This is a genomic window from Hanamia caeni, from assembly GCF_003721595.1.
Classification (GTDB): domain Bacteria; phylum Bacteroidota; class Bacteroidia; order Chitinophagales; family Chitinophagaceae; genus Ginsengibacter; species Ginsengibacter caeni.
Window position 1 is genome coordinate 163,089 of sequence record NZ_RJJR01000009.1, and the last position, 13,344, is coordinate 176,432.

General features: G+C 38.7%; 12 protein-coding genes. 8 read left to right on the forward strand and 4 right to left on the reverse strand.

Annotated elements, in window-relative coordinates; all coding sequences use genetic code 11:
• Positions 1-3: 3 nt before the first annotated feature.
• A complete protein-coding gene (locus EFY79_RS12385; protein ID WP_123121029.1) occupies positions 4-1,353 on the forward strand; it encodes an MBL fold metallo-hydrolase in 1,350 nt (449 codons plus the stop codon).
• A 219-nt stretch (positions 1,354-1,572) separates the two neighbouring features.
• Here the strand turns inward: EFY79_RS12385 and EFY79_RS12390 are convergent, their stop codons facing one another.
• On the reverse strand, positions 1,573-2,781 hold the full coding sequence (locus tag EFY79_RS12390; RefSeq protein ID WP_123121030.1) for an MDR family MFS transporter: 1,209 nt from the start codon (positions 2,779-2,781) through the stop codon (positions 1,573-1,575).
• Positions 2,782-2,916: 135 nt separating this feature from the next.
• Positions 2,917-5,853, reverse strand: a complete 2,937-nt coding sequence (locus tag EFY79_RS12395) for a leucine--tRNA ligase (RefSeq protein ID WP_123121031.1) — start codon at positions 5,851-5,853, stop codon at positions 2,917-2,919.
• Positions 5,854-6,105: 252 nt separating this feature from the next.
• Here EFY79_RS12395 and EFY79_RS12400 point away from each other — a divergent pair, with 252 nt between their 5' ends.
• The 7 genes from EFY79_RS12400 to EFY79_RS12430 all read left to right on the forward strand — a co-directional run bounded on the left by EFY79_RS12400 (position 6,106) and on the right by EFY79_RS12430 (position 11,484).
• Positions 6,106-6,984 carry a cell division protein FtsX gene (locus EFY79_RS12400; RefSeq protein WP_123121032.1) on the forward strand — a complete coding sequence of 293 codons (879 nt, stop codon included), beginning with the start codon at positions 6,106-6,108 and terminating at the stop codon, positions 6,982-6,984.
• 43 nt (positions 6,985-7,027) lie between these two features.
• On the forward strand, positions 7,028-7,309 hold the full coding sequence (locus EFY79_RS12405; RefSeq protein ID WP_123121033.1) for a DUF3098 domain-containing protein: 282 nt from the start codon (positions 7,028-7,030) through the stop codon (positions 7,307-7,309).
• 75 nt (positions 7,310-7,384) lie between these two features.
• Entirely contained in the window at positions 7,385-8,179 is a 795-nt protein-coding gene (locus EFY79_RS12410; protein WP_123121034.1) for an undecaprenyl-diphosphate phosphatase, read from the forward strand.
• A 177-nt stretch (positions 8,180-8,356) separates the two neighbouring features.
• Positions 8,357-8,956, forward strand: coding sequence for a superoxide dismutase family protein (locus EFY79_RS12415; RefSeq protein WP_123121035.1), 600 nt, complete (start codon positions 8,357-8,359; stop codon positions 8,954-8,956).
• Positions 8,957-9,086: 130 nt separating this feature from the next.
• Positions 9,087-10,409 (forward strand): MFS transporter, encoded by a 1,323-nt coding sequence (locus EFY79_RS12420; protein ID WP_123121036.1) that lies wholly within the window; start codon positions 9,087-9,089, stop codon positions 10,407-10,409.
• A gap of 24 nt (positions 10,410-10,433) precedes the next feature.
• Entirely contained in the window at positions 10,434-11,282 is an 849-nt protein-coding gene (locus tag EFY79_RS12425; protein WP_123121037.1) for an MBL fold metallo-hydrolase, read from the forward strand.
• Between the two features lie 4 nt (positions 11,283-11,286).
• A complete protein-coding gene (locus EFY79_RS12430) occupies positions 11,287-11,484 on the forward strand; it encodes a hypothetical protein (protein ID WP_123121038.1) in 198 nt (65 codons plus the stop codon).
• An 8-nt stretch (positions 11,485-11,492) separates the two neighbouring features.
• Here EFY79_RS12430 and EFY79_RS12435 read toward each other — a convergent pair whose 3' ends face one another.
• Positions 11,493-12,278: a DUF3108 domain-containing protein gene (locus tag EFY79_RS12435; protein ID WP_233577994.1), complete on the reverse strand. Its 786-nt coding sequence runs from the start codon at positions 12,276-12,278 to the stop codon at positions 11,493-11,495.
• Between the two features lie 8 nt (positions 12,279-12,286).
• A complete protein-coding gene (locus EFY79_RS12440; protein WP_123121040.1) occupies positions 12,287-13,282 on the reverse strand; it encodes a lysylphosphatidylglycerol synthase domain-containing protein in 996 nt (331 codons plus the stop codon).
• Positions 13,283-13,344: the final 62 nt, after the last annotated feature.

The window sequence follows — 13,344 nt, forward strand, 5'->3', positions numbered from 1 at the left end:
CACATGGAAATAAGACAATTTGAGGATAAAAATTTAGCGCATTATTCATACGCAATATTAAGCAAAGGAGAAATCGCCCTGATTGACCCGGCCAGAAATCCACAACCCTATTACGATTTTGCCGAAGAAAATAATGCAAAAATCATTGCGGTAATTGAGACACATCCCCATGCGGATTTTGTAAGCAGCCACCTGGAAATTCATAAATCTACAGGAGCGCCAATATATGTGAGTAAGCTGCTTGGCGCCGAATATCCTCACCAAACTTTTGACGACGGAGAAATAATACATGTTGGCGAGGTAACGCTAAATGCTTTGAACACACCCGGCCATTCGCCTGATAGCATCAGCATTGTGCTGGCAGATGAAGATGGAAAAGATGATGCAGTGTTTTCCGGCGACACGCTCTTTATCGGTGACTGCGGAAGGCCAGACCTGAGAGAACAGGCCGGCAGCATTACGATGAAAAGAAATGATCTTGCCCTTAAAATGTACCATTCACTGCGGGATAAATTTATTCCGCTTGCCGATGAGGTCTTGTTATACCCGGCTCACGGGGCAGGCAGTTTATGCGGTAAGGGAATTAGCCAACAGAACTCAAGCAATATGGGCGCTGAAAAAATGAGCAACTGGTGCCTGCAGGATTTAACTGAAGAAGAATTTGTGGAACATTTGCTAAAAGATCAGCCCTTTGTTCCTAAATACTTTCCCTATGAAGTGGCGTTGAATAAAAAAGGAGCAGAGAATTTTGCAGAAAGTATTTCAAAAGTTGAAAAAACAAAGGCCGAAAAAATTGATCCCGCTTCGCTTGATGCCTCGTTGGCTATAATAGACAGCCGCTACGAACAGGATTTTAAAAAAGGGCATTTAAAAAATGCGATAAACCTGATGGGAGATATTAGCTTTGAAACGTGGCTTGGTAGCTTGATTGCGCCTGGTGAAAAATTTTACCTGGTAGCAGAAAATGAAACTGTACTGAATCAATTGATTGGGCGAATAGCAAAGATTGGATATGAATCACAAATCAAATTGGGGATTGCCGGCGGAATTGGCGACATCATTACGCCAAACTTTGATAGCGCGGAGCTACAAGATAATGAAGATGCATTTACGATTGTGGATATCCGCAATCCCTCCGAAACGAAGGATAGAAATATTTTTGACAATTCGATTAATATTCCTTTATATGAATTAAGAGAACGCGCCAATGAAATACCGATTAATAAACCTATCATTGTTCATTGCGAGAAAGGCTTCAGAAGCGCTGCCGGAAGCAGCATTATCAAATCGGAGGTAGATGGTAAAGCACTTGTATATGATTTGGGCGATGCAGCACAGAATTTTATGAAATAAAATAGTGATAACAACCTGTAAATGCCAGGCATATTTTTATAAAAATAAATTTCCTTCCTGGCAGTGAAGCAATTTCTAACCGGAATTTTTATTTTGGTTCTTACATTAAAAATAGCTGGTGGATTTTTAAAAATCTCACCAGAATAAAAAGAGATTATTTATCTTTTTACTGCAAAGTTGAACTTCAACAAATAAGGATTAATCACTAAAAGATCATGATTAAAATTTTCGGAATATCCATCTAAAGCCAAATGCAGTGGCAATTCCCAGCAATGCTGTTGATATCCACAGCACCGAAAACCCAAAGTGTTCGGCCACAAAAGTTCCTATTAAAGGAGAAAAGACAAAGGCTGCTGAAAATGAAAGCGAGTTTACTCCCATATAAGAACCTTTCCTGTCGGAAGAAGCTCGTTTGACAGTGACGGTGGCCATAAACGGCATTGCAAAAATTTCAGACAAACTGATGATAAACATCGACAACAATAAAACCGGAATTCCACCGGGAATAAGGAGGATAAAAAATGAAACCGCAACTAATAAAACGCCGAGAACAATTACATTGGTAGAACGCATTGTCCTTTCTGCAACCTGAACGATAAGCATTTCAAAAATAAAAACAACCAGGCCGTTTGATGCCAAAAGAATTCCGATATTTCCTTCACTCAGATGATGCACTTTTCGATAGAATAACGGTATGGTGCTCAATAGTTGAAAAAAACAGATGCTATACAAACAGCAAAAGAAGCAAAAAAAGAGGAATGGAATATCTTTCCACGGCGATATACCATTTTTAATTTTCTTTCCAGCTTTATCATGATGCAGGAATTCCCTGTTCTTATTTACAGGAAGATTTTTAAAATAAAAATAAAAAACCAAGCCTGCCAGCAAAGCCGTTATTCCATTTGCATAAAAAATTAATTTAAATGAGATTGCTGCCAATACGCCTCCGAGCGCAGGCCCGATACTGAATCCCAGGTTAATCGCCATCCGGTTCAGCGAAAAAGAACGGGTAATATTTTCAGGCCGGGCATACACGCTGATGGAAACTGAGTTAGCCGGGCGGAATGTTTCAGTGATGGTGCTCAATACAAAAACCCCGATTGATAAGCTCCACACCTCTTTCAACAAAGGCAATAAAAAAAATACCGGCACTGACAAAAAAATACTGATGAGCTGCACTTTAAAATGCCCGGCTTTATCAGTAAGCCAGCCTCCCAAAGTTGAGCCGCTCATAGCTCCCAGTCCGTAAAAGCTTAAAACCACTCCGGTTTCTGAAAGGCTGAAATGAAGTTCTGCTACCATATAAACCCCAAGGAAAGGCACTACCATGGCGCCAATCCTGTTGATCAGCATCACTGCCGATAACATCCACGAAGGCCTTGACAAGCCCCGGTATGAATCCAGATAAAGACGGGCATAGCGCTTCATTCATCAAAAATAAAGTTCAAAAATTATCTGGATAAATCTTCGGCCGAATCATATTAATATCAGCCAAAAAATCTATCAGTTACGGTGTATGATTAAAAAGAATTTGGATTTTTTTGATTAAAACGTGGCAGGCATTTATATTACCACATTCACCATTTTATTCTTAACAAAGATTATTTTTTTTGGAGATTTACCATTAGTCCATTTTTGAATAATGTCATTGTTGAGCACCATGTTTTCAACTTCCGGCTGTGTTGCTTCCAAAGAAATTACCATCGTAGTTCTTAATTTTCCATTTACAGAAATGGGGTATTCTTTTTCAGACTCAATAAGAAATTTCTTTTCAAGTTTTGGATAACCTGCATTCAATACGGAATCTGTATTGCCAATGGCATGATACAATTCTTCGGCGATATGCGGCGCATAAGGAGCTAATAAAATCAGGAGCGGTTCAAGAATTTCTTTTTTGTGACATTTTAAATCCGTCAATTCATTTACACAAACCATGAATGCACTTACGGCAGTGTTGAAAGAGAAACGCTCTGTATCTTCTTCAATTTTTTTAATGGTTTTGTGAAGTGTTTTTAATTCGGCATTGCTTGCTTTTTCATCATTCCAGACTTTGCCTTTTTCTTCATCAAAAAACAACCGCCATAATTTTTTCAAGAAACGATGAACGCCTTCAATGCCTTTGGTATCCCACGGTTTGCTTTGCTCTACCGGCCCCAAAAACATTTCATACATCCGAAAAGTATCGGCACCGTATTTATATATAATGTTGTCAGGATTTTCAACATTAAATTTTGATTTTGACATTTTTTCAGGTAATGGAGCAGTGCGGAAAATTTGTTCGCCCGCTAAATTTTTTTCTTTATCATACCATGTACCCTTATAAAAAAAACCTGTTTTACAAACAAAACATGAATCAGTAAACCTTTCAACATTAGCAAGTTCACTTACTTTTAAAATACAATTATCAACATACTCTATTGGAACATGTATTTCAGTAAAGTTTTCTTCATCGCCTTTTGGTATTGCATCTGTAGAAAAATATAATAACGGAACGACTTCATGTGTTAATAAGAATGCAGGGTCAGAATTAGGAACTTGAATAAGATTTGTTATACTAGTTCCTAAATAAGGAATCGTGTCAGTCATATATCTAGCATCAGAGCCGCCATGAGGATTATAACGGTACATTAATTGGGAAGTACCAGTTATCATTCCCTGGTTCACCAGTTTTTTATAAGGCTCATCAAAACTGATATAACCGAGGTCATATAATATTTTTGTCCACAAACGGCTGTACAATAAATGCCCGACCGCGTGTTCCGTTCCACCAATGTAGACATCCACCTGGTTCCAATAATCCGTAGCTTTTCTATCGGCAAAAGTTTCATTATTATGCGGATCCATGTAGCGCAGAAAATACCAGCTACTTCCCGCATAGCCAGGCATAGTAGAGGTTTCGCGTTTTCCTTGCGGTGTGTTTACCCAATCAGTTAAATTGGATAACGGGCCTTCTCCATCTTTTCCCGGCCCATATTTTTCAACAAATGGCAATTCCAATGGCAATTCTTTTTCATCTAAAGGAATAGCCACACCGTCACTCCAGATTATCGGAAAAGGCTCGCCCCAATATCGCTGCCTGCTGAAGCCAGCATCGCGCATGCGATAATTTACTTTCCGTTTTCCTATTTGCAATTCTTCAATTTTATGTATCGCCTCTCCTATCGCATCTTTCATTACCATGCCATCAAGAAAACCGGAATTTTGTAAAACTGCGTCTTTTGTTGGATTCGCCTGTTTTCCATCAAATTTATCGCCGATGATATTGGTAATCGGAATGTTGAAATGAGTAGCAAAATCAAAGTCGCGCTGGTCGCCGCATGGCACCGCCATGATTGCGCCCGTGCCATATCCGGCCAAAACATATTCTGCAATCCATATTGGAATTTTTTTACCATCAAAAGGATTGATTGCATAAGCACCGGTAAAGCATCCGGTAATTTGTTTTACCTCAGCCATTCTTTCCCTGTCGCTCCTGCTTTTTACATAATCTAAATATTCGTGTATGGATGACCGTTGTGTTTCGGTTGTAATTTTATCTACCAGTTCGTGCTCCGGCGCCAGCACTAAAAAATCAACGCCAAAAATAGTGTCGGGACGGGTGGTGTAAACATTGATGGAAGATTGAGAATTTAAAATGGAGAATTCAACTTCCGCTCCTTCGCTCCGGCCAATCCAGTTTCTTTGCATTTCTTTCATCGCTTCACTAAACTCTACTTTCTCTAATCCTTCAAGCAGCCTGTCAGCATAATCAGTGATGCGCAGATACCATTGCCTCATTTTCTTTTTCTCCACAGGGAATCCCCCGCGTTCACTTACGCCATTAATCACTTCATCATTTGCCAAAACAGTTCCCAACGCTTCGCACCAATTCACTTCGCCATAGGAAGAAAATGCAAGACGAAAATCCATTAAAATTTCCTGCCGTTTTTTTTCATCACAACTTTTCCATTCATCAGCAGTAAACGAATAAATAAGGTCATTTTGTAAATTAGATGTTCCGCTTTCTTCAAATTTTTTTATCAACGTCTCGATGGATTCGGCTTTCTTGTTTTTGTGGTTGTACCAGCTTTTGAAAAGTTGTAAAAAAATCCATTGCGTCCAGCGATAATATTCAGGGTCGCTCGTTTTTATTTCGCGGCTCCAATCATAACAAAAGCCAATTTTATCCATCTGATTTTTGAAGTTGGCAATATTTTTTTCAGTCGTTGTTGCGGGATGCTGGCCCGTTTCGATGGCATATTGTTCGGCAGGCAAGCCAAAGCTGTCAAACCCCATCGGATGTAATACATTAAAACCCTTCAATCTTTTATAGCGCGCAAAAATATCGCTGGCAATATACCCCAACGGATGGCCGACATGCAAGCCTGAGCCGCTCGGATATGGAAACATATCCAGCACATAGTATTTAGGCTTTTCACTGAAATTGCTTACATGATAAATACCACTTTCCTTCCAGTTTTGCTGCCACCTTGTTTCTATTTCATTAAAATTATATTCCATTCTTATTTATTAATTAACTCTTCAAAATATCGCATCCTTCTCAAAAAATAAATGTAGCATCCCTGAGTAAAACAGAATGAAGGCCGCTCTTTCTTTTTTTGTGAAAATATTGTTATTGATTTTTATTCACTGTTTTCAATGGCTCAGGTAATTTACATTAGCTACCTGTGGCAAAGGCGCAAAAATACTAAACCTGTTTAAAATCATTTATTTTTGCCTCTCTTAAAAAGAAACCTAAACTTATTTAGCATTATGGCTCAGTTTGGAAAAGCATCTGCGAAACGCGGCAAACCTTCTTACGTTTATGCAATCATTGGCGTTTCACTGGTGTTATTTTTATTTGGAATTGTTGCCTGGATATTTCTGAATATTCAAAAAACCGGTGACTATTTTAAAGAGAATATTCAGTTGCATGCTTACATCTACCGCACTGCCAACGATCAACAAATAGATTCGTTAAGAAACTATATTCAATCATTGCCCTACACCGTTAAAGTAGAATATATAACCCGCGAAAAAGCGATTGAAAAATACAATGATGACAATGACACGCTTTGGAAAAAATTAGCCATCAGCAATCCCCTGCCCGAAAGTATTGACTTTTACGTAAAAGCAAATTATGTAGATAAAGACAGCCTTGCCAACCTGGAAGATTCACTCGTTGCCAATTTTCCGCATACGCTTTCTGAGTTTCAAACGCCGAAAGCAACGGTGGCAAGTGTAAGTCAGTTTGTAAAAACCACTACGCTTGTGTTGCTTGTAGTAGCCATCATATTATCTTTGCTCGTTATTGTTTCGATTGATAATACGATTAGGCTTGCCATGTACAGCAATCGTTTTCTTATCAAGACCATGCAGATGGTGGGCGCGACAAGATGGTTTATAACGCGGCCGCTCGACGGAAGAGCTATTGTGAATGGCATTATAGCATCAGCCATTGCAATCGGATTGATGTTTGGTTTCATCACCATTGCTGAAAAATTTATTCCTTACCTTAAAATATTACACGATACACAAAATATGTTTTTGATTTTTGCAGGAATTATCATTCTTGGAATATGCATTACACTTTTGAGCACACACCGGTCTGCATTAAAATACCTTCGGATGAAACTTGATGAACTTTATTGATTTTAAATTTTAATTACTATTATTTTTACAAACGAATTTAAAAATGAGCGCCAAAAAAATTAATACTCCCCTCTCACACAAAGATGCAGCAAACGCCTCTTCAGAAGATAATGCGTTGTTTTCAAAAGAAAATTATAAATGGATGCTGATAGGTCTTATTGTAATGGCAATAGGCTTTTTCTTAATGGCCGGTGGAAAGAGCGCTGATCCGAATGTTTTTAATGACAATGAAATTTACAGTTTCAGGCGCATAACACTTGCACCGTTTTTAATTGTCGGCGGCCTTGTCATCGAAATCATTGCCATTATTAAAAAGCCAAAATAACTTTGTCAAAATCTATTGAAGCGGTGAAGCTTTTCATCGCTTTTTTTTTGAATAATTTTAAACCATAACTATAAGATGGACGTAGTACAATCAATTATCATTGGCATTGTAGAAGGTATTACCGAATTTATCCCGATATCCTCAACCGGCCACATGATAATTGCGGAAAAATTATTGGGGATTCCTGAAAATGATTTTACCAAAATGTTTACCATCGCTATTCAGCTTGGGGCCATACTGGCCGTAGTAGTTCTGTACTGGAAAAAATTTTTTGATTTCAAAAATCTTCAATTTTATTTAAAATTAATTGTCGGCGTTTTGCCGGCCATTATTTTAGGTGCCTTGTTTTCTGACAAAATTGATGAATTAATGGAAAGCACAACTGTCGTGGCTTTGGCAATCCTGGTTGGCGGCGTTGTTTTAATTTATATTGATAAATTTTTTAAGCACCCTGTTATTGATTCTGAAAAAGAAGTTTCGTTCAAAACTTCATTTACTATTGGTATCTGGCAATGCCTGGCTATGATACCCGGAACAAGCAGAAGCGCTGCTTCCATCATCGGCGGCATGCAACAAAAGCTTACGCGCAGCGCTGCGGCAGAGTTTTCATTTTTTCTTGCGGTGCCAACCATGGTGGCGGCTACCGGCTACAAATTGTTTAAACATTTTCATAAAAACGGAGGATTTACGATGCCCGAAATAAAATTGCTGATAATTGGAAACGTGGTGGCTTTTGTAGTCGCACTGCTCGCTATCAGATTTTTTATTGAGTTTCTAAAGAAGCATGGCTTTCGCCTTTGGGGTATTTACAGAACCATACTTGGAATAGTTTTACTCATTCTCATTTTTACCGGTTACATTGATAAATAGCATCACCGCGGTTATTTTACAAAATAAAAAAACAGCCTTAAATGTTTGTTCATTGTGTTGCAAACCCGGTAGCCCATATATGCAAATCTAAAAGAGGCATCATTTATGAGGGATAATTGATTTTTAAAGCAGAATTTCTGCGATAAAATTATTCGATCATAAAAAAATAGATGTAAAATGAAACAAACGATGCAAACCCGTATAGCAGGCATGTTTATGGTAATCCTCTTTGCCTTCATTTCCTGCAACAGTAACAATAGTAAGTCGACGTCCACTTCCGACGCTGCGAACGACTCCACTTCTGCAAATACAAAAGTTGCTACACAACAACACGCTGAAGCCACCTTACAGGCTATCTATCCCGATACGGCATTGACCGGCAAAGCAGTGTTTGATGCGGAAGCAGGGAACAAAGTAAAAATGAATTTACAATTGTTTATCCCGTCTAAAGCGGGCAAAAGCGTTGCTGTGCATATACATGAACATGCCGATTGCGGCGACATGGGCAAAGCTGCAGGTGGCCACTGGAATCCTACCAATGCACAACATGGCAAATGGGGCAGCAATAGTTTTCATTCAGGCGATATAGGCAATGTAAAATTAGACATGAAAGGAAATGGCAGCCTTGATTTGGAAACTGATCTATGGTCCCTCGGTGGCGATTCGTCTACAAACATTTTAAATAAAACTATTATTGTCCACGGAGGTGAGGATGATTTCGTGTCGCAGCCCTCAGGCAATTCAGGTGAAAGAATTGGTTGTGGCGTAATCCAATAATTTAAAATTTTCTGTTGAATAGAATTTGATTCTGTTTCTTTATTAATAAAATAAGAGTAGGCAGTTTTGAAAAAAAAATATTTATTTTACCGGTAAATATTTTTTTTATTTGAAATTATATCAACCTTAAATGCAGACTGCGTCCAAAAAGGTTATCAACGGCTGGGCCATGTATGATTGGGCCAATTCGGTTTATAACCTGGTTATCACCACAACGTTTTTCCCGATTTATTATACTGAGATGACGAAGGTGGCGCCTTTTAACGGCCAGGTCCATTTTTGGGGCAGAACATATGTAAACACCGCATTATACAATTATGCCCTTGCATTTACCTATCTGATTGTGGCGGTCACATTGCCCATTCTTTCTTCCATTTCTGATTATAAGGGGAACAAAAAAATATTTATGCAGGCCTTTTGTACCCTAGGTGCCGTAGCGTGCAGTTGTCTTTATTTTTTTACGCCTGAATATTTCAATTTAGGAGTCATCTGCATGATGCTGGCCGCCTTTGGGTTTTACAGCAGCCTTGTTTTTTACAACTCATATCTTCCTGAAATAGCATCAGAAGCTGACCGCGATGCTGTAAGTGCCAAAGGATTTTCTTACGGATATATAGGAAGCGTGTTAATGCAACTGATTGGATTTGCATTAGTATTGTTTTGGGATAAAATTCCTTTTTTGCGCAGCGCCGGCGATGCGGTCAGGTGGACGTTTTTACTGGTCGGCATCTGGTGGATAGGCTTTGCGCAAATCACTTTCAATCGCCTTCCCAAAAGTTTTCAATCAGAAAAAAAAGGGCAAAAAACAAACTTTATATCTGGTGGATTTTTAGAACTGAAAAAAGTTTTTTCCCAGATGATAAAAATGCCGGTTTTAAAAAGATTTTTGGTTGCGTTCTTTTTTTACAACATGGGTGTGCAGACGGTGATGCTGGCCGCCACTAACTTTGGAAGTAAAGTTTTAAATCTTCCTTCAACCAATCTTATTGTAACGATTGTGCTTATCCAGTTGGTTGCCATTCCGGGTGCAATACTTATTGCTAAGCTTTCGGGCAAATATGGCAATCTGCAGGCGCTGATTGGCGTGGTAATTTTTTGGGTAGGCATTTGCATTGCAGGCTATTATATGGAAACAGCTATTCATTTTTATATTCTCGCAATTGCCGTTGGGCTCGTAATGGGAGGCATTCAATCTTTAAGCAGGTCTACCTATTCTAAGTTAATGCCTGAAACCGTCGACACCGCTTCTTTTTTTAGTTTTTATGATGTGACTGAAAAAATTGCTATCGTCATTGGCCTAACTGCTTTTGGATATATTGAAGAAATCACGGGCACGATGCGTGATTCCGTACTTTCGCTGGTAGCCTTTTTTACAATTGGGTTATTTGCTTTAATTTCGGCACTGCACAGGCAAAAGAAAGAAAACCGACGCGTTCAGTTATCTAATTCCTGAACAGCAGCCTCAACAGTAATCACCATGAAAATCTATCCCATCAATGCCGGTCATTTCAAGCTTGACGGAGGAGCGATGTTTGGCGTTGTTCCTAAAAGTATGTGGCAGAAATTAAACCCGCCTGATGAAAACAATATGTGCAACTGGGCTATGCGCTGCATGCTCATCGAAGATGAAGGAAGAGTTATCCTTATTGATACAGGCATGGGCGACAAGCAAAGCGAAAAGTTTTTCGGATATTATTATCTGAACGGCGATGACACGTTAGACAAATCTTTAGCAAAATATGGATACTCCAGAGAAGACATCACTGATGTATTATTGACGCACCTGCATTTTGACCATTGCGGCGGAGCCATCATTAAAGAAAATAATAATTTAGTCCCTGCATTTAAGAATGCAACTTACTGGAGCAACGAAAGCCACTGGAAATGGGCTACAGAGCCTAATGACCGTGAGAAAGCCAGCTTCCTGAAAGAAAATATTTTACCCATCCAGGGAAGCGGCAAGTTAAAATTTGTAGAACATATTGAAGGAATCCCTTTTTCCAAAAATATAAAATTGAGGTTTGTAAATGGGCACACCGAATCAATGATGCTTCCGGAGATTAGTTATAAGAACAAAACCATTATCTATGTGGCAGATCTTTTCCCGTCCGTTGCTCATATTCCAATCCCTTACGTAATGGCCTACGACACCAGGCCGCTGCAGACATTGGTAGAAAAAAAGATCTTCCTTGAAGAGGCGCTGGGTCGTGATTTTATTTTATTTTTTGAGCATGATCCGGAAATCGAATGTTGCAACCTTGAGCTAACGGACAGGGGTATACGTAGTAAACAAACTTTTAAGCTGGAAAATATTTTGGAAAATTAAAAATATGAGAAGGCTCCTTTTTGTTTTGCTCCTTATCTGCTTCATTACGATTGCTTATTTTTTTATAAAAGAACAATTCAACAAAGTAGTTTTAACCTCCGGGGAAAACCTGGTATTATCCATAACTTATCTCCTTGTGGGCATCATTCTGCTGATACTTTTTATTGTAAAAAACAGGGAGGATAGAAAAAGAAGCGGCTGAGCTGTTCCTTATTTTTTTATGAGCGAAGTCAGTGGATAACGCAAATTTTTATAACTCATCATATCTACTTTTACAGAGCCCACGGATATCGGGCTTTCTGCTCTTAACAATAAATGATTAGGGTCGTCGCTTACCCATACATTCATTTTTTCGCCGCCTTCAAAAATGCTTCCCTTAATAAGCAAGGGCTTAAATTTTATCGCGCGGAATTTTCCATATTTTGTTTTAACAGTTTCTTTCCCTTCATACCGCAGATACAAATGATAAATCTCATCATCGAGAAACATATCAAAAGGAATCTTGTCACCGACCTTGTAACGGTCAAAATTGATATTCCTCGCATAATAAACAGAGCTGATTACATCCTGTATGCAGGAAGTAACTTTAAAAAGTCCGTGGGTACTTACAGCTGTTCCTGCCTTATGATTGAAGGTTACATTATTATAAATTTTAGAACCGCCTTCATTTACATTTCTGATAAACTTTACAGGAAGCATGGTGGCCGTGTCGATGTAGGTTTCGTACCTGTCGCGTACTTTGTAAAAATTGTCAAAAAATGAATACGTGTTTCCCACACCAACGCAATGGTAAACCGGAACGCCATTGAACTTTTCAAGATTAATTGAAAATTTTGCTTCGCCGGCTCCTACATACAAGCCAAGAGTGGTGTAATATACCCTCATGGTTACTTCTTCCCCATCTTTAAATGCCGTATTCTTAATGCCGCAAAAAGGAGCGTCTGGTTGTTGTGCTGACGAAAACAATAAAAATAAAAGTGATACTATAGCTTTCAAACTTGTAATTATTTTTCTTTAAACAATTTTATTCCCAGGATTAAAATGCTTCCTGCAAAAGCAGGGATAAATAAATTTATACACCAAATACCAAATGTAGTGCCTAAAATGCCAACAATGTTTGCGCTATATAAGCTTAACAAGGCAGTGCTGAATTTTCCGCGAATACCTAAATCAGCAATAGCAAATGAAGGAACAATAGCCAACACCAAAAAAAGTATGCTTATAATCCAGAAACAATCAAACCAAAATATTTCAACATGCAGTAGCTGCAGAAGCAATATATATTGTAGGACGAAAACAAGATACCGAAAGAAAGAAAGTGAAAGTAGCCTTAACAATAATTTAGCAGTAAACTGTTCTAAAACGTTAAGGTATTTTACAAACCGTAAACAGTACGGAATTTTCTCTAACAGCCTAATGAGCCAGGAAAGTCTGAAAAAAAACAGGATGAGAAGCCCTGTGATAATACCGGAAATTAAAAGCAAAAATTTAATCCAATATAAAGATAATCCCATCACATATTCTGTCTGCAGTTTGCTGAAATAGATAAGATATACTAATCCCCCGCAGCCTAAAGCTAACGTAATTATTAGCTGGCTGATACTTCCTGCAATGGACAGGGAAATTGCTTTTAAACGGCTTCCCTCTTTTACATACAATATGCGGCCACCATATTCTCCCATTCTGTTAGGCGTATTTAAAGAAAGCGCGAGGCCGCTTAGCACCGACCTGTATGCCCGAAAAAAACCGATGGCTTGTAAAGGTTTTAATAAAACCTGCCATTTCCTGGCCTCGATACCCCAGTTCACCAAAGCAAGCAGGATAACGAGCCAGAACTTCCAGGAAGATTTTCCGAAAGGTGCCTCTTTCATCAGTAACAGCGATTCGCGGAGGTGCGGCTGATTCCTCATCTGCTGGTATAGCGAATAAAATAACCAGGCGCCCAAAAGCGGGCCTACAACGTACCTTATAATTATTTTGAGTTTTCTGTTGCGAACCATGAAACGGGAATACCAAAATTTTGCCTTATTTTACAATCTCTCAGAGTGGTAAAAATAATCTT